We start from the raw sequence: 22,279 nt of genomic DNA, 5'->3' as shown, positions 1-22,279 counted from the left end.
CCTACTCCAGAGCGGAGTCGATCATGAGAGTGTCAAGGTTTCTTGCCCCTTCGATGGTCTTGCTTTAGGTTTGCTTGAATCTTTCACTGCTGGTTCGAGAACCGAGACCACGTACTGTTCCTGTCGTGCGAGAATTACTCACGATGTTGAGGGGGCAGGCAGCGCGTAATCCGCAGCAGCCTGCAGTGACATTAGTTTCCGACTTCAGTGGGTTCAGCGAAACCAGCGGCACAGTGCGCAGTCGCGCGGAACTCGATCTGCATTCCCGGCGTATCGCCTCTTGGCTCCAGGAGCGATTCTCTCCGGGGGGTCGGGCACTTCTCCTCTATTCCCCGGGGATCGAATTCACCACCGCCTTCTCCGCCTGTGTGTACGCCGGAGTCATCGCCGTGCCGGCCCCGCTGCCGGGCCGCTACCGGCACGAGCGCCGTCGCCTCGCCGCCATCGCCCGGGACGCGGGGGTGCGCGTCATCCTGACGCAGCGCGGCGATCTGCCGGACGTCGAGAAGTGGGTGGCCGAGGAGGGCATCCTCGGCGCGGTCTGCCACACCACCGACACCGGCGAAGGAGACCCGGACGCCTGGACCGCTCCCGAGGTCTCACCCGACACCCTGGCACTGCTCCAGTACACCTCCGGATCGACCGGCGACCCCAAGGGCGTCATGGTCACCCACGGCAATCTGGTCGCCAATGTCGAGCGGATGGTGGACGCCTTCGGCAACGACAGCGGCACGAGGTACGGCGGCTGGATCCCCCTCTACCACGACATGGGCCTGATCGGTCTGATGCTGCCCGGCATCCTGTGCGGGAACGGCTATGTGCAGATGGACCCCATGTCCTTCCTGCGCCGCCCGTACCACTGGCTGCGGATGCTGGACGCCTGCGGTGTCGGATTCACCGCCGCGCCCGACTTCGGCTACGAGATGTGCGTCCGCCGCGTCACCGACGAGCAGCTCGCCGCGCTCGACCTGTCCCGGGTCAAGTTCGCCGACGGCTCCGAACCGGTCCGCGCCGACGTGGTCACCGCCTTCACCGAGCGGTTCGCCGCGGCCGGACTGCGGCCCGACGCGCTCATCCCGGTGTACGGCCTGGCCGAGGCGACCCTGCTGGCGTCGGGCACCTCTGGGCGGCCACCGCTGCGGACCACGGTCGACGCCACGGCACTGGAGAACCGGGTGCTCAGGCCGGCCACCGGCACGGAACCGTCCCGTGTGCTCGTCGGATGCGGGGCGCCGTCGGGGTCCGACGTGCTGATCGTCGACCCCGACACCGGGGAGGCCCAGCCCGACGGCCGGATCGGCGAGATATGGCTCAGCGGCCCGTGCGTCACCGCGGGCTACTGGGAGAACGGGCGTGCCACCGACGCCACGTTCCGGGCACACACCGACGACGGACGCGGACCGTTCCTGCGCACCGGCGACCTCGGAACCCTGTTCGACGGTGACCTGTACATCACCGGCCGCAGCAAGGACGTCCTGGTCCTGCACGGGCGCAATCTGCACCCCTCGGACATCGAGTACGAACTGCGCTCCCAGTACGAGGAGTTGGAAGGCCTGCACGGTGCCGTCTTCATGGTCGGTGACGACGACGGAGCGGACATCGCCCCCTCGGTGGTAGCCGTCCACGAGATCCGCGCCCACTGGGGTGCGGAGCGGCTGGGCCAGATCGCCGTCGACATGAAGCAGACCGTGGCCCGGGAGTTCGGCGTCCCCGTCGCGGCGGTCGCCCTGGTCCGGCCCGGCGGCGTCCGGCGCACCACGAGCGGCAAGGTGCAGCGCGCGGCGATGCGCGCCCTCTACCTCGCCGGGGAACTGGACACCCTCCACCTCGGCGAGGACCAGCTGCTCACCGCCGCCCTGGCCGAACACCGGCGGGTGACCGCGCGATGACCACCACGGCCGACCTGGAGACCCTCCTCACCGCCCACGAGAGCGCCGCCTTCTCGCCCGCCGCGCTCGCCGGGCTCGACGACGGGGAGGAGTTCCCCGACGGTGCCGTCCGCGTCCTCGACGACGCCGGGCTGCCCGCCCACTATGTGCTGACCCCGGTCGGCGACTTCAGCGAGACGGTACGGCTGCTGCGATCGGTCGCCCGCCGCGATCTGACCGTGGCCATCGCCCACGGCAAGACGTTCCTCGGGGCGGCACCGGTGTGGGTGGCCGGCACCCCGGAGCAGGCCGCGCGGCTCGCCGCACGCGTACGCGCCGGCGAACCGGTCTGCTGGGGACTCACCGAGCGCGACCACGGAGCCGATCTGCTCGCGGGGGAGTTCGCGGCGGTTGCCGATGCCGAGAGCGGCGTCCATGGCGGAGGCTGGCGGCTCACCGGCGAGAAGTGGCTCATCAACAACGCCACCCGCTCCACCCTCGCCTGCGTTCTGGCCCGCACCGACCCGGCGGGCGGCGGACGCGGCTTCAGCCTCTTCCTCGTGGACAAGCGCCGGCTGCCCGAGGGCGCCTGGCGGAACCTGCCGAAGGTCCGTACGCACGGCATCCGTGGTGCCGACATCAGCGGCTTCGCCCTCGACGGAGCCCCGGTGCCCGCCGACGCCCTCGTCGGCGAGGAGGGCGAGGGGATCCCGGTGGTCCTCAAGACGCTCCAGCTCACCCGCGTCGCGTGCACGGCGCTCTCCCTCGGCGCCGCCGACCACGCCCTGCGGCTGGCCCGCGACTTCGTCACCGAACGCGAACTGTACGGCCGCCGCCTCGCCGACGTCCCGCACGTGCGCCGCATCCTCGGCCGGGCGGCCGCGGCCGCGCTGACCGCCGAGGCGGTGAGCGTGCTCTCCGCCCGCTCGGTGCACACCCTCCCCGGGGAACTGAGCGCGATCTCGGCGCTCACCAAGGCGTACGTCCCCACACTCACCCAGGAGACGCTCGGCTCGCTCGGCGAACTACTGGGCGTACGCGGCTTTCTCACCTCACCGCCCGGTCGCGGCTTCGCCAAGCTGGAGCGCGACCACCGCATCTGCGCGATCTTCGACGGCAGCACGGTCGTCAACCGCGCGGCCCTCCTCAACCAGATGCCGCGCCTGGTCCGCCAGTTGAAACGCCGCCGGGCCGACAGCGAAGGCCTGCGGGCCGCCGCCGACCTCACCGCCCCCCTGCCCCCGTTCGCACCGGACCGTCTGACGCTGCTCTCCGTCACGGGATGCAGTGCCGTACAGATGCTGCCGGACACGGCGGCACGCATGGAGGAGGAAGGGCCGCCGGAGACGGGCCCGCTCATGGCCCGGATGCTCGCCGAACTCGCCCTGCTGGAGAGGGATTCGGTGGACTTCGTGCCGATGACGGGCGGACTGCCCAGCACGGCCTTCGGCCTTGCCGAGCGCTACGAGCGTGCCTACGCCGCTGCCGCCTGCCTGCTGCTGTGGCTGGAGAACCCGCCGCTGCGCACGGGACGGCTCGGTGCCGACGGTCTGTGGGTGCGGGCCTGCCTGACCTCCCTGCTCGGCGAGGACGACAGCGACGTGTTCGGCGCCCTGGCCGACGTCGTACTCGGCACGTCCGCAGGGGAGTTCACTCTGTGGAGAGGTGTCGTATGACCGACACGACCGGCCTCGCACCCAAGCGCGCCGACGAACTGGAGCGCTTGCTCGGCAGCCTCTCCGATCCGGCCAATCCCACCGGTGCGACCGCGATCCTCGCCGCCGACGAGCGTGCGGAGATGCTCTCCGCCGGAGAGTCACTGCTGGACTCCTACGGGCTGAACGCCGAGTTCGTACCCCCCTGGCTGGGCGGCCGGCTGGAGCGGGCCGACCACCTCGCCGAGGTCATGCGTGCGCTCTACCGACGCGACCCCGCGCTCGGCCTCGGCTACGGGGCCAGCTCTCTCATCGCGGGAGTCACCCTGTGGACCGCGGGCGACGAACAGCAGACCGGGCATGCCGCCCGTCTGCTCCTGGACGGCCGGCGTATCGCCATCGCATTCCACGAACTGGCCCACGGCAACGACATGGCGGGCACGGAGTTCACCGCCGCCGCGACTGCCGAGGCCGACGGCCCGCTGCGGCTGAGCGGCCGCAAGGAGGTCGTCACCAACATCGCGCGCGCCGACGCCATGGTGGTCCTCGCGCGTACCGATCCCCGGTCCGGTCCGCGCAGCCACTCCCTGGTCCTCGTCGACCGGGCGAATGCCGACCCCGCGCGCCTGACCGACCTGCCGCGCTTCGGTACCGTCGGGATGCGGGGAGTCCAGCTCGGCGGCCTGCGCTTCGACGAACTGTCCGTGCCCGCCTCCGCGGTCCTCGGCCCGCGGGGCTCCGGCCTGGAGACCGCGCTGAAGGCGCTCCAGATCACCCGCACTGTCCTGCCCGCGATGGCCAGCGGCATCCTCGACACCGGACTGCGCATCAGCGTGGACCACCTGACACGGCGTCGGCTCTACGGCGGCCCGGCGACCGCCCTCCCGCACGTCCGTTCGGTGCTGGCCGGTGTCTTCGCCGACCTGCTGCGTGCCGAGGCGCTCGGCGCGGTCGGCGCCCGCGCGCTGCACGTGGTGCCCGGCTCGTCGAGCGTGTACGCCTCCGCGGTCAAGTTCGAGGTGTCCCGGCTGCTGCTGGAGGCCATGGACCGGCTCGCGGAACTCCTCGGCGCCCACTTCTATCTGCGCGAGGGCCCGACCGCGCTGTTCCAGAAGCTGCTGCGCGACCTCGCCCCCGTCGGGTTCGGGCACATCGCGCGGGCCGCCTGCCAGATGAGCCTGTTGCCCCAGCTGCCGCTGCTGGCCCGCCGCACCTGGGCCCGCCCCGGCACCGAGGCGCCGGACGACCTGTTCGCGCTCGCCGAGCCGCTGTCGCCCCTGCGGTACGACCGGCTGGCCCTGCACGCCGCGGGCCGCGACCCGGTCATGGGCTCCCTCCACGCCCTGGCCGACGCGCCCTGGGCGCCCGAGCACGACGACCTACGCGCGATGCTCCGGGGCGACCACGCCGAACTGGCGGAACTGGCCGCCGTATGCGGGCAGTTGTCGCCGGTGGAACTCGGTGTCGACGCCCGCCCCGAGCACTACGACCTGGTCACCCGGTATGTGCGCGTCCTGTCCCGCACCGCCTGCGCGCAGGTGTGGCGGCACGCCCGGCCGGAGAGTTTCCTGGCCGACCCCGCCTGGCTGCGCGCGGCCCTGTGCCGCTCGGCGCCGGGCCCGCACCGGCCGGGTCCACTGCCCGCCCAGGTCGAGGACACGCTCTTCGCCGAACTCCTGGACCGCCGGGACACCGGTCGCTCCCTCGGCCTGACCGGGAGGCCGCTCGCCGTGTGAGAACGGCCGGCGACACCGCCCGAGGTTCGCCCACCATCCGAACGCCGTATGCCGTAGGCGTCGGACAACCCTCACTCGTGACGGGCGGCGCCCGTCCGACGTACGGCCGCCGAGTACCCGACCCCGCCGCTGCTCCGCGCTCCGGCCTCCTGTCTCTCCCTCCGCTCAAGAAAGAGAACCCCCCATGACCGCTGGCAACCGAGACGTGCACACCTGGTTGACGGAGCGCGTGGCGACCTACCTGCGCCGTTCGCCGGAAGACATCGACACGTCCGTCCCGCTGGCCGACTACGGTCTGGACTCGCTGACGGCGCTGGCCATCACCGCCGACATCGAGGACGAGTTCGAGGTGACCGTCGACGACGCGCTGACCTGGGACCACCCGACGGTCGACGCGTTGAGCGCGGTCCTGTCCGAGCTGGTCGGCGGGCAGCCGGCAGCGGCACCGGCGAGCGAGAAGCAGGTCTGACCATGAACGACGCCGCTTCGACGAACCCGGGCCTGCCGCTCACGTCGGCCCAGCACGGCGTGTGGGTCGCCCAGCGCCTCGCCCCCGACAGCCCCATGTACACCTGCGGCATCTACTACGACGTCCCCGCACAGGTGGACCGCGCCCTGCTCGCCCATGCCGTGGAGCGGGCCGTGGCCGAGACCGAGGCGCTGCGGGTCCGCTTCCACGACGACGGGGTGACGGTCCGGCAGACGGTCGACCCGTCCGTCACCGGGGAGTTGGAGTACGTCGACCTGAGCGGCGAGGCCGATCCGGCCGGGGCCGCCCGGGCCTGGATCGACGCCGACCAGGCCAGGCCCGTCCCGGTCATGGGCGACCGGTTGTTCCGGCACACCCTGCTGCGACTCGGCCCCGACCGGCACTGGTTCCACTTCCGCTACCACCACATCCTCCTCGACGGCTACGGCCAGGTCCTGCACTGCCGCCGCCTGCTGGAGGTCTACACGGCCTTCGCCGCGGGCGAGGAGCCGTCCGCGAGCGGCTTCGGCACCCTGCGCGAGGCCTTGGCCGAGGAGAACGCCTACCTCGGTTCCGCCCGCCGGGAGCGTGACCTCGCCCACTGGCAGCGGGAGTTCGCCGATCTGCCGGAGTCCACCGAACTCGGCTCCGGCGCCACCGGACTCGCGCCCAGCCTCCCCAGTGCGACCGGCCGACTGCCCGAGGCCGCTGCCGCGCGGGTGCGCGGGCTCGCCGGGTCCCGCTGGTCCCTGCCGGTGATCGCCGCCATGGCGGCCCACACCCACCGTGTCACCGGCGCCCACGACGTCCTCGTCCGCGTCTTCATGGCCGCCCGGCTCAGTCCGCACGCCCTGGCGACGCCCGCCATGCTCGTCAACGACGTCCCGCTGCGGATACCCGTCGACGGCTCCACCACCTTCGCCGAACTGCTGGACCGCGTCGCCGCCCGCCTGGCCGAGGCGAGCCGCCACCAGCGCTACCCGCACGACGAGTTGCGCCGCGATCTATCGGCCTCGGCCCACCCGGGCACCCTGAGCGGCCCGTCCGTGAACGTCCTCTCCTTCGCCGCCGCCCGTCTGCCGTTCGGCCCCACCGAGGCCGAGGCGCACCAGCTCGCCTCCGGCCCGGTCCGCGACCTCGCCCTGCACGCGTACGGCGACTTCGAGGCGGGCGACGGCATCGAGCTGACCGTCAACGCCCATCCCGGTCGCTTCACCCCCGAGACGGCCGCCGCCCACCGCGACCGCTACACCCGCCTCCTCACCGCCGCCACCGAGCGGCCCGACCTGCCCATCGGCGCCCTCGACCTGCTCGACGACGCGGAGCGGGAGCGCTTCCACGCCCGCAATGACACGAGCCACCCGACGGACCCGCGCTCCCTGGTGGAACTCTTCGAGGCCCAGGACCCGGCTGCCGAAGCCGTCGCCTTCGAGGGTGAGCGGCTGACGTACGGCGAACTGGGCGCCCGCGTCAACCGTCTCGCGCACGCCCTGCGCGGGCGGGGCGTGGGACCGGAGTCGCGGGTGGCGGTGGTGCTGCCCCGCTCGCTCGACCTGATCGTCGCGCTGTGGGCGGTGCTGAAGACCGGTGCGGCGTACGTGCCCGTCGAGACCGGCTACCCGGCCGACCGGATCGCGTACGTCCTCGCCGACTCGCGCGTGGCCTTCGTGCTCGACGAGGACAGCGTGCGCTCCCTCGGCGAGGGCGAGCCCGACACGAATCCCGGCGTCGCCGTGCGGGGCGACAACGCCGCGTACGTCATCCACACCTCGGGCACCACCGGTCGCCCCAAGGGCACCGTCGTCACCCACGCCGGCATCGCCAACATGCTCGCCTGGATGCAGGACGAGTACCGGCTCACCCCGGCGGACCGGGTCGTGCACAAGACGCCGGTCGGGTTCGACGTGTCGGTGTGGGAGGTGTTCTGGACCCTCACCCGGGGCGCGACCCTCGTCGTCGCCCGCCCCGACGGTCACCGCGACCCGGCCTACCTGGCCCGGCTGGTCCGGGACGAGGGGGTCACCGTCATCCACTTCGTCCCGGCCATGCTCGGCCCGTTCCTCGACGAGTACGAGGAGTTGCCGACCGCATCCCTGCGCATGGTCAGCTGCGGCGGCGAGGCCCTGCCCGCCGGGCTCGCCGACCGCTTCCACCGCGAATGCGGCGCCCGGCTGCACAACTCCTACGGCCCCACCGAGTTCTCGGTGACCGCCACCTCCCACGCCTGCGCGCCCGGCGAACCCGTCACCATCGGCACGCCCACCCACAACTCACGTGCCTACGTGCTCGATCCGGCCCTGCGACCGGTGCCGGACGGTGTCACCGGCGAGCTGTACCTGGCGGGCGTCCAGCTCGCGCGCGGCTATCTGGACCGGCCCGCGCAGACCGCCGCGCGATTCGTCGCCGACCCCTACGGCCCGGACACCGGCACCCGTATGTACCGCACCGGCGACCTCGTGCGCCGACGGGCCGACGGCGCCCTGGAGTTCGTCGGACGCGCCGACGACCAGATCAAGATCAACGGACAGCGGGTCGAACCCGCCGAGGTCGAGGCCGTCCTGGCGTCGGTGCCCGGCGTCGAACAGGCCGTGGTCCTCGTCCACGACTCCGAAGCGGGCGCCCGGCAACTCGTCGGCTACGTCACCGGCACCCCGGAGACCGACCCCCGGGCCCACCTCGCGGCCCTGCTGCCCACCCACATGGTGCCGGTGACCGTGTTCGTCCTGCCGTCGATCCCGGTGACCCCGAACGGCAAGACCGACCGCGGCGCCCTGCCCGTTCCTACCCGGCCGGTGAGCGGACGTGCCCCCGCGACCGCCACCGAGCACATCCTGCACACCATCGCCGCCGAACTCCTCGGCCGCTCCGAACTGGGCGTGGACGACAACCTGTTCGCCCTCGGCGCGGACAGTATCCACGCCATCCAGCTCGTCAGCCGCGCCCGCCGCCAGGACCTGCTTCTCACTCCCCAGGACGTCTTCGACCACCCGACGGTCGCGCGGCTGGCCGTCGTGGCCACGGCGGCCCCGGCGGCCCCGCCCGTCGAGGACGACCCGGTCGGCGAACTCCCAGGGACACCCATGTCCCGACGCCTCGCCGAACGCGGCGGACCCACCGCCGGCTACGCCCAGTCCCTCCTCCTCGCCGCCCGGCCCGGACTGTCGTACGACAGGCTGTCCGCAGCTCTTCAGCGGGTGCTCGACCGCCACGACGCCCTGCGCATGCGCGGCCGGCACATCCGGCCCGTGGGCGCCGTACGGGCCGAGGACTGCCTGACCCGCGCCCGGGACGAGGACGTGGCCGGGCAGAAGGAGGCCGCCCGCCGCGCGCTGTCGCCGGACGACGGTGTGATGGTGCGGGCGGTGTGGTTCGAGTCGGGCCGGCTGCTGCTCGTGCTCCATCACCTGGTCGTCGACGGTGTGTCCTGGCGCATCCTGCTGACCGACCTCGCCGAGGCGCTCGCGGGCGCCGAGCTGTCCCCGCCCGGGACCTCGCTGCGCCGCTGGGCCGGACACCTCAGTGCCCCCGACGAGGAACTCCCGCTGTGGACCGACCTGTTGTCCACCCCGGAACCCGTCCTCGGCACCCGGCCCCTCGACCCGGCCCGGGACTGCCACGGTACGGCCCGCTCGGTCACCGTCACCGTCCCGGCCGACCTCACCGCCACCCTGCTGGCCACGCTGCCCGCCGCCTACCGGGCCACCCCGGACGACATCCTGCTCGCCGCGCTCTCGGCGGCCGTACAGCGCCACCGGGGTGAGGGACCGCTCCTGGTCGACCTGGAGGGCCATGGCCGCGACCACCTGCCCGACGGCACGGACCTGTCCACCACCGTCGGCTGGTTCACCCGCATCCACCCGGTGCGGCTGGGCCCCGGCACCGAGACCGGCGCCCACCTGATCAAGCGCACCAAGGAGGAGCTGCGCGCGATCCCGCACGGCGGTCGCGGCCACGACCTGCTGCGCGACCGGCTCACGGGGCTGTCCACGCCTCAGATCGCCTTCAACTACCTGGGCCGCCTGGACGCGACCGACCTCGGCGGCTGGCACCTCGCCGACGGCGAGGCTGCCGTGGAACTCCTCGCCGACGACGGCCTCGCGCTCACCCACACCCTCCAGATAGACGCCCACGTCCGGGACGGTGAGCTGACCGCCGAGTGGACCTACCCCGCCGGTGTCCTCACGGAGACCGACGTACGCGCCCTCGCCGAGGCGTGGACGGGAGCCCTGGCCGAACTGGCCGCGCACACGCGAGGCGGGCTCACCGCCTCCGACGTGCCCCTCGTCCGGATCACCCAGGAGGAACTGGACAGGTTCCGCGGCGCCACGGACGTCCTGCCGCTCTCCCCGCTCCAGGAGGGCCTGCTCTTCCTCGCGCTGTACGAGCCCGACGACCCCTATGTCGGCCAACTCGTCCTCGACATCGACGGCGGCTTCGACCGCGACCGGATGAAGGCCGCCGCGGCGGCGCTGCTGCACCGGCACCCGAACCTGCGCGCCGGCTTCCGCACCCGCCCGACGGGCGCCCCCGTCCAGGTCGTTCCCGCCGACGTGAAGGTGGCGTGGAAGGAGGAGCGGGAGGGGACCGGCCTGGAGGAGTTCCTCGCCCGGGACCGGGCGCGCGGCTTCAGCGTCGTGAGGCCGCCGCTGATCCGGTTCACCGCGCTCGGCGACCGTCTTGTCGTCACCCACCACCACCTGCTGGTGGACGGCTGGTCGCTGCCGCTGCTGGTGCGCGAGCTGTTCACCCTGTACGGCGGCGGCGAGCTGCCCCCGGCCCCCGTCTACCGCGACTACCTGGCCTGGCTCGCCGAGCAGGACCTGGACGCCTCGGCCGAGGCCGTGCGGGAGCGGCTCACCGGCCTGGCCGCACCCACCCTGATCGCCCCCGCCGGGCACGCCCCCGAGGGATACGGCTCCCACGAGGTCGTCCTGCCCGACGCGCTGACCGACGCGCTGACCTCCGTGGCCCGCGCGCACGGGCTCACCCTCAACACCGTCTTCCAGGGCCTGTGGGCGCTGCTGCTGGGCGGGCTGACCGGACGGGACGACGTCGTGTTCGGCGCGACCCTCTCCGGCCGCCCGCCCGAGCTGCCCGGCGTGGAGTCGACGATCGGGCCGTTCATCAACACCCTCCCGGCCCGGGTCCGGATCGAGCGGGAGGAGCCGCTGGCGGCGCTGCTGGCCCGGTTGCAGCGGGAGCAGCAGGCGCTGCGGCCGCACCAGCACGCCTCCCTGGCGAAGGTCACCCGCTCGTCCGGCTTCGAGTCGCTGTTCGACACCATCATCTTCTTCGAGAACTACCCGACGACCGACGGCATCGAGGCCGGCGGACTGCGCCTGGCCCACGCCGACCTCCACGAGCGCACCCACTACACCGTCAGCCTGTACGTCTTCCCCGGCGAGCGGCTGCGGCTGCTGTGGGGCTACCGCAGCAGCGTCCTCGGCCTTGAGGCCGTGACACGGCTCGCGGACCGCCTGACCGAGCTGCTCGGCGAGGCGGTGGCCGGACTCGACGTACCGGTGGGGGAGTTGACCGCCGTGTCCGAGGAGGACCGGCTGCTGATCATGGGCGACCGCGCCACCGATCTGCCCGACGGGCGGGAGACCACCGGGCCGGGCCGGGCCGGGGTTCCCCGCACGCCGCAGGAGGAGATCCTGTGCGGCATCGTCGCCGAGGTCCTCGGCGTCGAGGAGGTGGGTGTCGAAGACGAGTTCTTCGCGCTCGGCGGCACGTCGATCCTGATGATCCGACTGGTCCACCGCGTGCGCGACGAGTTCGGCGTCGACCTGTCCCTGCGGGATGTGTTCGCCGCCCCGACCGTCGCCGGGGTCGCCGAGCGGCTCTCGGACATCGGTCCGCAGGCCAAGCGCATCACGGCGGACGAGCGGCCGGCCCGCGTCCCGCTGTCGTTCGCGCAGGAGCGCATGTGGTTCCTGCAGCGGCTCCAGAGCGGCTCCGGCTCCTACAACGTACCCATCCAGATCCGGCTGACCGGCCCCCTGGACGCGGACGCGCTCGGCGCCGCGCTCGCCGACCTCGTCGCCCGTCACGAGGCGCTGCGCACGCTCTACCGGGAGGACGACGAGGGCCCGCACCAGGTCGTGCTGCCCCCGGACACGCCCTTCGCCATGGAGGTCGTACGGGACGCCGGCCCCACCCCCGACCTGGCCGTCTCCGCCGGCCGGCCCTTCGACCTGGCCCGTGACCTGCCGATGCGGGCGACGCTCTACCCGACCGGCCCGGACACCCACGTACTGCTCTTCGTGGTGCACCACATCGCCACCGACGGCGCCTCGCTGCGCCCGTTGACCGAGGACCTGTCCGCCGCCTACCGCGCCCGGCTCGGCGGCAGCGCGCCCGACTTCTCCGAACTGTCCGTCCAGTACGCGGACTTCGCGGTGTGGCAGCGCGACACCCTGGCCGGGGACCTGCCCCGGCAGATCGACTACTGGAAGCAGAACCTGGCCGGACTGCCGCCCGAGGTCACCTTCCCCGGAGACCGGCCGCGCCCGGCGGTGGCCACACACCGTGGCGACCACGTGGAGTTCTCCGTCGCGCCGGAGCTCTATCAGCGGGTCCTCGACCTGGCGGGCCGCACCCGCTCCACCCCGTACATGATCCTCCAGGCGGCCGTGTCGACGCTGCTGTCCCGGCTCGGCGCGGGCGAGGACATCCCGCTCGGCGGCATCATCGCCGACCGGCCCGACTCGGTGCTCGACGACGTGGTCGGCGTGTTCATCAACACCCTCGTCTACCGCGTCGACACCTCCGGCGACCCCCGCTTCGAGGACCTGCTGGACCGCGTCCGCGAAACCGGACTCGCCGCCTACGCGCACCAAGGGGTGCCGTTCGAACGCCTGGTGGAGGAGCTCAACCCGGAGCGGTCCCGGTCCCGGGCCGCCTTCTTCCAGGTGATGCTGGCCTGGCTGGACCTCACCGAGGCCCGCATCGAGCTGCCCGGCGTCACCGCCGAACCCGGCCCGGTGACCAGCGGTACGTCCAAGTTCGACGTGCACTTCGACTGCCATGTCGAGGGCGACGGGCTGCTGTGCCGCCTGGAGTACACGACCGACCTGTACGACCGGCGCACGGCCGAGAGCTTCGCGGCCCGCTTCGTCCGCGTCCTGGAGACCGTCACCGCCGACCCGGCGCTGCGCCTCTCCGAGGTCGACGTGCTCGGTGCGGACGAACGCGCCCGGGTGCTCACGGGCTGGAACGACACCGCCGTGGCGTTCGACGGCGAGGGCTCGGTGGTGGAGCTGTTCGAGGCGCACGCGCTCCGCAACCCGGACGCCGAGGCGGTCCGCTTCGAGGGCGAGGGGGTCACGTACGGCGAGTTCAACGCCCGTGTGAACCGGCTCGCGCACGCCCTGCGCGAGCGGGGTGTCGGACCGGAGTCACGGGTCGCCGTGATGCTGCCGCGCTCGGTGGAGCTGATGGTGGCCCTGTGGGCGGTACTGAAGGCGGGCGCCGCGTACGTGCCGATCGACACCGGCTACCCGGCCGACCGGATCGCGTACATCCTCGCCGACTCCGGCGCCCGGCTGCTGATCTCCGACCGGGACGCGGACGGCTTCGAGCGGATCGCACCCGACGCCGAGGGGCCCGTGGAGAACCCGGAGGTGACGGCCCACGGCGACAACGCCGCGTACGTCATCTACACCTCCGGCTCCACCGGCCGCCCCAAGGGCACGGTCAACACCTACGCGGGCATGGCGAACCGCCTGTGGTGGATGCAGCGCGACCACCGGCTCACCGAGGGCGAGCGGGTGCTGCAGTCCACCCCGGTCAGCTTCGACGTGTCGGTGTGGGAGGTCTTCTGGACCCTCATGTACGGCGGCACCCTCGTCGTGGCCCGGCCCGACGGCCACCGCGACCCGCTCCACCTGGAGCGGCTGATGCGCGAGGAATCCGTCGCCGTCGTCCACCTCAGCGCGTCCATGCTCGGTGCCTATCTGGCCGAGACCCGGCTGCCGGACTCCGTCCGCCTGGTCGTCTCCGGCGACGAGGCCCTGCCCGCCGAGCTGGTCCGCCGCTTCCACGACGACTCCAACGCCGTGCTCCTCAACGCGTACGGCCCGACCGAGGCCGCCGTCGACGTCACCGCCTGGGCCGCGCCGGCGGACGCCGAGACCGTGCTGATCGGCGGGCCCGTCGCCAACACCCGCGCCTACGTGCTCGACGCGACGCTGGCGCCGGTCGCCCCCGGCGTGCCCGGCGAGCTGTACATCGAGGGCGTCCAGCTGGCCCGCGGCTACCTCGACCGGCCCGCGCTGACCGCCGAGCGGTTCGTCGCGAGCCCGTACGGGCCGCCCGGGGCGCGGATGTACCGCACCGGGGACGTGGCGCGCTGGACGGCGAACGGCGAACTGGAGTACCTGGGCCGCGCCGACAACCAGGTCAAACTGCGCGGCTTCCGGGTCGAACTCGGCGAGATCGAGGACGCCATGGCCGACCACCCGGCCGTCGCCCAGGCCGCCGCGGCCGTGCACGGGCAGTGGCTCGTGGGGTACGTGGTCCCCGCCGCCCCTGTGGCTGTGGACGACCTGCGCGACCGGCTCACGGCCCGCCTGCCCGAGTACATGGTCCCGGCCCAGATCGTCACCCTGGACGTGCTGCCGCTGACCCCGAACGGCAAGCTCGACCGCAAGGCCCTGCCGGTCCCCGACGTCGCGCACACCGCCGGGCGAGGGCCGCGCACCCCGCAGGAGGAGATCCTGTGCGGCCTGTTCGCCGAGGTCCTCCGCGTGCCCGAGGTCTCGATCGACGACGACTTCTTCGCGCTCGGCGGCCACTCCCTGCTGGTGACCCGGCTGGCGAGCCGCATCCGCGCCGCCCTCGACGTCGACATAGAGCTCTCCGTGCTGTTCGAGGCGACGACCGTGGCGAAGCTCGCCTCCCGGCTCACCGGGAGCGGACCGCGCCGCTCCGGCGTCACGGCACAGCCGCGCGAGGGGCGCCTGCCGCTGTCGTACGCCCAGGAACGGCTGTGGTTCCTGCACCGCTTCGAGGGACCGTCCCCCACGTACAACCTGCCCGTCGCGCTGCGGCTGACCGGTGACCTGGACGTGGCCGCGCTCACCGCCGCCCTGGAAGACCTGGCGGGGCGGCACGAGGCACTGCGTACGGTCTTCGCCGAGGACGGGAGCGGCCCCTACCAGGTGGTCCTGCCCTCCGCGCCGCCGCTGAGCATCCTCCGTACCGACGAGGACGCTCTCGACGAGCGGCTCGCCGACGCCGTCCGCACCCCGTTCGACCTCACCGCCCAACCCCCGCTCCGCGCCACCCTGTTCGACCTCGGCGCGGGCGAGCACGTACTGCTCCTCGTCCTGCACCACATCGCCGGCGACGGCGCCTCCATGGCCCCGCTCGCCCGCGACCTCGCCACCGCGTACGCGGCCCGGACCAGGGGAGCGGAGCCCGACTGGGCTCAACTGCCCGTCCAATACGCCGACTTCGCGGTGTGGCAGCGGCAGGAGCTGGGCGAGACCGACAACCCGGACAGTGCCCTCTCCCGGCAGCTCGACCACTGGCGCACCACGCTCACCGGGCTCCCCGAGCAGATGGAGCTGCCCTTCGACCGGCCCCGGCCCGCCGTGCCCACCCACCGCGGTGACACGGTGCCCTTCGCGGTCGGGCCCGAGGTCCACGCGGCACTGGTCCGGCTCGCCCGTGAGCACCACACGACCGTCTTCATGGTCGTACACGCCGCCCTGGCAACCCTCCTGCACCGGCTCGGCGCGGGCGACGACATCGTGATCGGCTCACCGGTCGCGAACCGCACGGACGAGGCCCTCACCCCCCTGGTCGGCTACTTCGCCAACAACCTCGTGCTGCGCACCGACCTGACCGGCGACCCCGACTTCACCGAGGTGCTGCGCCGGGTGCGGGCCGCCGACCTGGCCGCCTACGCCCACCAGGACGTGCCGTTCGAGCGGGTCGTGGAGGCGGTCAACCCGGCCCGCTCCACCGCCCGGCACCCGCTGTTCCAGACCGGCCTGAACTTCAACAACGCCGACCAGCAGACGGCCCTCGACCTCGCCGTCGACCTGCCCGGCCTCACGGCACGCGTGCAGCGGGTCGCGTCTCCTGCCGCCAAGTTCGACCTGTCGTTCTTCCTCACCGAGCGGCCCGAGGGCGGGGTGCACGGGCTCCTGGAGTTCGCCACCGACCTGTTCGACCGTGACTCGGCCGCCCGCATCGCCGAGCGCTTCACCCGTCTGCTCACCGCCGTCATCGCCGAACCCGGCCGGCCGGTACGGGAGTTCGACGTCGTGGACGCCGACGAGCGACGGCTCCTGCTCACCGAGTGGAACACCACCGGCCGTGAGGTGCCGTCCCTGACCCTCACCGACCTGATCGAGGCCCAGGCCGCCCGCACCCCGGACGTCCCCGCCGTCGCCTTCGGCACCACGGAGCTGTCGTACGCCGAACTCGACGCCCGTGCCAACCGGTTGGCTCGCCATCTGCTCGACCTGGGCGCCGGCCCGGAACGCTACGTCGCCGTGCTGATGCCGGTGTCCGAGCACATCCCGGTGACGCTGCTGGCCGCCCTGAAGACCGGCGCCGGCTATCTGCCGCTCGACCCGGCCCACCCCGCCGACCGGCTCGCCTTCATGCTCGGCGACATTGCCCCGGTCGCGGTCGTCACCACGGCCGAACTCGCGGCGACCGTCGGCTCGTTGACGGAAGCACCCGTCGTGCTGACGGACGATCCCGAGATCGCGGAACGGCCGTCCGGCCCGCTCACCGCGGTGATCCGGCGGCCCGAGCACGCCGCGTTCGTCATCTTCACCTCGGGCTCCACCGGACGGCCCAAGGCGGTCGTCGTCGAACACCGCTCGCTGGTCGCCTATCTGGCCTGGGCCACCCACGAGTACGAGAGCCTGCGCCGACGCGTCCTGGTGCACTCGCCGGTCTCCTTCGACCTCACCGCGACCGGTATGTTCGGCCCGCTGATCTCCGGCGGCACCGTGGAACTGGTCCGCTGGACCGCGAGCGGGCCCGACCCGGACGCGGCCGTCACCCGACCCGACTTCGTCAAGGCCACCCCCAGCCATCTGCACCTGCTGGGCGTGGTGCCCGAGGAGTACTCGCCCGGCGGACAGCTCGTCCTCGGCGGCGAGTCCCTCCTCGGCGACGTGCTGGACGCCTGGCGATCCCGGCATCCCGGAGTGACCGTCCTCAACGAGTACGGCCCCACCGAGACCACCATCGGCTGCAGCCTGTTCCGCATCGAACCCGGCGACCCCGTCCCGCCCGGCGTCATCACGATCGGCACCCCCGCCTGGAACACGCAGATGTACGTGCTGGACGCGCTGCTGCGCCCGGCACCCGTCGGCACCGCCGGCGAACTGTACGTCGCGGGCGACCTCGTCACCCGCGGCTACCACGGGCGCCCCGGCCTGACCGCCGGACGCTTCGTCGCGAGCCCGTTCGGCCCGCCCGGGTCGCGGATGTACCGCACGGGCGACCTGGCCCGTTGGACGGCCTCCGGGCGGCTGGAGTTCGTCAGCCGCGTGGACGACCAGGTGAAGATCCGGGGCTTCCGTATCGAACTCGGCGAGGTGGAGGCCGTCCTCACGGCCCAGCCGGGCATCGACGCCGCCGCCGTGGTCGTCCGCGAGGACACCCCCGGCGACAAGCGCCTCGTCGCGTATGTGGTGCCGGAGCAGGGGCACCCGGCGGACCGGGCCGCCCTGCGCGCCGCAGCGGCGCGGGCCCTGCCCGACTACATGGTCCCGGCCACGTTCGTCGTGCTGGAGACCCTGCCCCTGACCGCCAACGGAAAGATCGCCCGCAAGGCGCTGCCCGCTCCCGACCTCTCCGCCGAGGGCTCGGGCAGGCCGCCCGCCGAGGGCATGGAGCGGCAGGTCGCCGACGTGTTCGCGGAGGTCCTGGGCGTGCCCGAGGTCGGCGCCGACGACGACTTCTTCCGCCTCGGCGGCCACTCCCTGCTCGTCGCCCGGCTGGTCAACCGGATCCGCACCGACCTCGGAGCGGAGCTGTCCATCCGGGAGGCGTTCGAGCACGCGACCGTCGCCGGCCTCGCGGAACTGCTGTCGGGCCGCCCGACTCAGACCTCCTTCCGGCCCCCGCTCGTCCGGCGCGAACGGCCCGAGCTGGTGCCCCTGTCGGCGGCACAGCGGCGGATGTGGTTCCTCGACCGGCTCGACGGCCCCTCGCAGACGTACACCATCCCCGTCGTCCTGCGGATGACCGGCACCCTCGACCGGGACGCCCTGCGCGCCGCCTTCGGCGACCTGGTGCGGCGGCACGAAGCGCTGCGCACGGTGATCGCCGAGGGCCCCCAGGGGCCGTACCAGGTCGTCGTCGACACGGAGCCGCGTTTCGAGGTCCGGTCGTCCGACCCGGCCGACTTCGACGCGGGGGTGGCGGAGGCCGCCCGGACGCCGTTCTCCCTCGACCACCAACTGCCCGTTCTCGCCGTGCTGTTCACCGACGGGGAGCGCGAACACGCCCTGCTGCTGCTCCTGCACCACATCGCGGGCGACGGCGCGTCCATGCGGTCCCTCGCCGAGGACCTCTCCACGGCCTACGCCGCCCACCTCGCCGGCCGCGCCCCCGACTGGGCTCCGCTGCCCCTCCAGTACGCCGACTACGCCCTGTGGGAGCGGGAACTCCCGGCTGACCGGCTCGACTTCTGGGCCGAAGAGCTGGCCGGGATACCCGACCAGATCGAGCTGCCCGCCGACCGGCCCCGGCCCGCCGTCGCCTCCCAGCGCGGTGGCACGGTGCCCTTCGCGGTGCCGGCCGGACTGCGCGGCCGGGTCGACGCGCTCGGCCGGGACCGGGGCGCCAGCGCCTTCATGGTGCTGCACGCCACGCTCGTCACCCTGCTGACCCGGCTGGGCGCCGGCGACGACATCGTGATCGGAACGCCCGTGGAGGGCCGCCCGGACACCGCGCTCGAAGACCTCGTCGGCCTGTTCGCCAACACCCTGGTGCTGCGTGCCGACACCTCCGGCGACCCCACGTTCGAGGAACTGCTCGACCGGGTGCGCGCGGCGGACGTGGCGGCGTACGACCACACCGACGTGCCGTTCGAACGGCTGGTCGAGGCCCTCAACCCGGTGCGCTCACGCGCCCGGCACCCCCTGTTCCAGGTCATGCTGACGGTCAATCAGGAGGTGATCGCACCCACGCTGCCCGGACTGGAGGTGACCGTCGGGGACGTGCAGGGCGACCACGCCAAGTTCGACCTGTCGCTGACGCTCACAGAGAGCGCCGAGGGCGGCTGGTCCGGATCGGTCGAGTACGCCTCGGACCTGTTCGACCGACCCACCGCAGAGAGCGTCGCCACCCGCTATCTGCGCCTGCTGGAGGAGGTGACCGCCGACCCGGCGCGTCCCCTGCACGCCCTGCCCCTGCTCACCCCCGCCGAACGCGACGACGTGCTCGTCCGGCGGGGCGGCACCGCCGGGCCGCTGCCGCAGGCGTCGCTACCGGAGATGTTCGAGGCCCAGGCGGTGCGCACCCCGCACGCCGTGGCCGTCGTCGCGGACGGTACGGAGTTCTCGGACGGTACGAAGCTGACGTACGAGGAGCTGAACCGCCGCGCCAACAGGCTCGCCCGGCACCTGGTCGCGCTCGGGGCCGGACCGGAGACCGTCGTCGCCGTGGTCCTGCCCCGCCGCCCGGAGGTGATCGTGGCGCTGCTCGCGGTCCTGAAGACCGGGGCCGCCTACCTGCCGATCGACACGGCCAACCCGCAGGCGCGGATCGACGCGCTGGTCGCCGACGCGGGCGCGCGGATCGTGCTCGACGAGGAGACCTCCCCGGCCGCCCTGGACCATCTCCCCGACAGCGACCTGGGCCTGCCCGTCCACCCCCACCAGGCCGCCTACCTGATCCACACCTCCGGATCGACGGGCCGCCCGAAGGGAGTGGTCGTCGAACACGGCTCGCTCGCCGCCTATCTCACGGAGGCCGCGGCGATGTACCCGGCCGCCTCGGGCGAGTCCCTGGTCCACACCTCCCTCGCCTTCGACATGCCGGTGACCACGCTGTTCACGCCGCTGATCACGGGCGGCCGGGTGCGGTTCGGGGAACTGGACGAGGACACACCCACCCCCGACCTGCTCAAGGTCACCCCGAGCCATCTACGGCTGCTGGAGTCGCTGCCCGACCGCGTCAGCGACACCCGCAACCTGGTCATCGGCGGCGAGGCCCTCGACGGCACCGCCCTCCAGGCGTGGCGCGAGCGGCATCCCAAGGCGGTGGTGGTCAACGAGTACGGCCCGACCGAGGCGACCGTCGGCTGTGTCGTCCACCGGCTCGAACCGGGCGACGACCTCGGCGCGGGACCGGTGCCCATAGGCCGCCCCATCGCGGGCGCGCGCGTCCACGTGCTCGACGACCACCTCCAGCCCGTCCCCGACGGGGTGTGGGGCGAGCTGTACCTCGCCGGCACCGGCCTCGCCCGCGGCTACGCCGGTCGGCCCGGCCAGAGTGCCGAACGCTTCGTCGCCGACCCGTACGGCCCGCCCGGCTCCCGCATGTACCGGGTGGGCGACCGGGCCCGCTGGAACCGCGCCGGGGTGCTGGAGTACGCCGGACGCGTCGACGACCAGGTCAAGATCCGGGGCTACCGGATCGAGCCCGGCGAGATCGAGAGCGCGCTGACCGCGCTCGACGGGGTGGCCCGAGCCGCCGTGATCGCCCGCGAGGACCGTCCGGGCGACCAGCGGCTGGTGGCGTACTTCGTCGCCGAAACACCGCTTGTGGCCGACGAGTTGAAGGCCCGGCTCGCCACTGTCCTCCCCGCCCACCTCGTACCGTCCGCGTTCGTCGAGGTCGACGCGATCCCGCTGAACGCCAACGGCAAGCTCGACCGCAGGGCACTGCCCGCCCCGCCGGACACCGCCGCCGGTACCGGCCGGGCGCCGCGGACCGAACGGGAGGCCCTGCTGTGCGGGCTGTTCGCCGAGGTGCTGGGGGTGCCCGAGGTCTCCGCCGACGACGACTTCTTCGCGCTGGGCGGTCACTCCCTGCTCGCCGTCCGTCTGGCCGGCCGGATCGGTGAGACGCTGGCGGTCCGCTTCAGCCTGTCGGCGCTTCTCGAAGCACCGACCCCAGCGGGACTGGCCAGCCACCTCACGGAGGGCGGCCCACACGCTTCGTCGTGGGTGCCGGACTCGGAAGCCGAGCTGAGTCCCGCCCTGCGCTTCCAGTCCGGCACATCCCCCGTCGGCCCACCCGACGTGCCGCATGCCGACCCGCATGCCGGTGGTCCTCAGGAGATTCTGCTGACCGGGGCCACGGGGTTCGTCGGAGCCTTCCTCCTGGCCGAGCTGCTGCACCGGACATCGGCGCGGGTGCACTGCCTCGTCCGTGCGCGGACCGACGCCGAGGCGGGCGAGCGGCTGACCGGGGCCCTGCGGCGCTACGCCATCGACCTCGGGCCGACGCCGGACGATGCGCGGTTGAATGTCGTCCGGGGGGATCTGGCGGCAGTGGACCTCGGCCTCGAACCCGCGGACTGGGCGAGGCTGCGCGAGCGGGTCGACACGATCGTCCACAGCGGCGCGCACGTCCATCACCTCTCGCCGTACACCCGGCTGAAACCGGCCAACGTGGAGGGCACCCGGACCCTGCTGCGCCTGGCCGCCGAAGGCCGGCCGAAAGCGTTTCACCACCTCTCCACCCTCGGTGTGTTCGGGCTCGGCCAGGACTCCCGGCTGGTCACGGAGGATTCACCGATCGGCGGTGAGAAACACCCGTTCGGAAACGGGTACGCGGCGAGCAAATGGGTCGCGGACCGGCTCGTGGAGCGTGCCTTCGAGCGGGGGGCCGCCGGCGGCATCCACCGGCTCGGCCGCGTCTGGGCGCATACCTCGACCGGTGCCGTCAGTCCGGACGACATGTTCTCCCGACTGCTCACCAGTTGCGCCGCGCTCGGCTGCCATCCGGTCGGACCGGATCTGGAGGAAGCGCTGCTCCCCGTCGATGTCCTGGCCCGCGCCGTCGTGGGGCTGATCCTGACCGGGACGGGAACCGCCCGTGTGCACCACCTCCACCACCCGCGCAGGGTCGGAGCCGGTGTCTTCATGAGCGGCTACGACCGGATGCGCGGAACGGTCTCCGAAGCGGTCCCGCTCACCGTCTGGCTGCACCGCCTGCGGCGCGCGAGCGAACGGGGACGCGACCTGCCGATCCTGCCCTACCAGGCGTATCTCGAAGAGCACGCGAGGAACGCGCCGGACCCACAGCGGCCGACCCTGGAGTTCGAGAACGACAGGACGCTTCAGCGCCTGCGGGATCTGGCGGTCGCGATCCCGGACATCGACGAGGCCGCCATCTCCCGCTACTGGGACTTCGTCGAACGGTGAGGCGAGCCGCGCGGACCGGCCTCGGTGGCGCGGCTTCCTCCGAACACCCCTCCGGCCACTCGCGCCGACCGCCGGTGACGGCTCGCGCGAGCCCCTGATGACCGGCCACACCGCCCGGACCACCGGCCGGAACCGTGGCCCCACTTCCCCACAGCGGGAGGCGCAGCGCCTCCCGGCTCCCGAAAGGAACACCGAT

At 73.0% G+C, this 22,279-nt stretch carries 5 protein-coding genes; all 5 read left to right on the top strand.

The window, feature by feature from the left end; translation table 11 throughout:
* The first annotated feature begins 143 nt into the window (after positions 1-143).
* The 5 genes from ABT147_RS32775 (at position 144) to ABT147_RS32755 (ending at position 22,083) form a co-directional block, all read left to right on the top strand.
* Complete coding sequence (locus ABT147_RS32775; RefSeq protein WP_351413006.1) at positions 144-1,889, top strand: fatty acyl-AMP ligase; 1,746 nt, start codon at positions 144-146, stop codon at positions 1,887-1,889.
* Entirely contained in the window at positions 1,886-3,544 is a 1,659-nt protein-coding gene (locus ABT147_RS32770; protein ID WP_351412953.1) for an acyl-CoA dehydrogenase family protein, read from the top strand. The genes ABT147_RS32775 and ABT147_RS32770 overlap by 4 nt, the downstream gene beginning before the upstream one ends.
* Positions 3,541-5,259: an acyl-CoA dehydrogenase family protein gene (locus ABT147_RS32765; RefSeq protein ID WP_351412951.1), complete on the top strand. Its 1,719-nt coding sequence runs from the start codon at positions 3,541-3,543 to the stop codon at positions 5,257-5,259. Before ABT147_RS32770 ends, ABT147_RS32765 begins: the two co-directional genes overlap by 4 nt.
* Before the next feature lie 184 nt (positions 5,260-5,443).
* The gene (locus ABT147_RS32760) at positions 5,444-5,728 is read left to right on the top strand and encodes an acyl carrier protein (RefSeq protein WP_351412949.1); all 285 of its coding nucleotides are present in this window, start codon (positions 5,444-5,446) and stop codon (positions 5,726-5,728) included.
* Between the two features lie 2 nt (positions 5,729-5,730).
* Entirely contained in the window at positions 5,731-22,083 is a 16,353-nt protein-coding gene (locus ABT147_RS32755) for a non-ribosomal peptide synthetase (protein ID WP_351412947.1), read from the top strand.
* Positions 22,084-22,279: the final 196 nt, after the last annotated feature.

The organism is Streptomyces sp. NPDC001868 (assembly GCF_040297125.1).
Taxonomy (GTDB): domain Bacteria; phylum Actinomycetota; class Actinomycetes; order Streptomycetales; family Streptomycetaceae; genus Streptomyces.
Note: the sequence above shows the minus strand (reverse complement) of the source record. Positions and strands in the feature narration are given on the sequence as shown.